Annotated in this window: 1 pseudogene; it reads right to left on the bottom strand. The window is 46.1% G+C overall.

Features of this window, described 5'->3' with window-relative positions:
* A pseudogene (locus PPOP_RS21445) lies at nt 1-106 on the bottom strand (hypothetical protein); the annotation flags it as partial.
* Nucleotides 107-436: the final 330 nt, after the last annotated feature.

Here is a 436-nt window from a genome sequence, read left to right as displayed (position 1 = left end):
TCAATGGGCCGTTATTATGCGTCCATATTTCGGACTCCGTAACGAAGTAATTATGTACTCCTCCAACTTCGAAGTTATATACAGGCGTACTGCTTGTTTTTGGCAATCGAAAAGTGCCGAGTTTTGCAGCCAAGCAATTTTATCAATATACAGCAACAAGTAAGGTTTATGCATAGGTTTGACATGGAGCCTCTATGGGCATGATTCCCTGCGAAGGGGCGAAGCCACAGGCTTCGCAGAGACCAGTAAGCCTATCATGCCCATCACTCCATATCAAACCAGGCTACTTTTACTGCATAAGCAATTGCTGCAAAACTGAGCACATCTACCCTGCAACAAACAACTGCTGTTCTTCATCTCGATCCGGTCGATCGGATAGGACTTGCCTTCCGCATTTTGAAGCAGATCTCCCGCCTTCAGATGTCTTGCTTCCACC

Origin of the sequence: Paenibacillus popilliae ATCC 14706, assembly GCF_000315235.1 — a bacterium.
GTDB lineage: Bacteria > Bacillota > Bacilli > Paenibacillales > Paenibacillaceae > Paenibacillus_B > Paenibacillus_B popilliae.
This window is presented reverse-complemented; position numbering and strand designations above follow the sequence as displayed.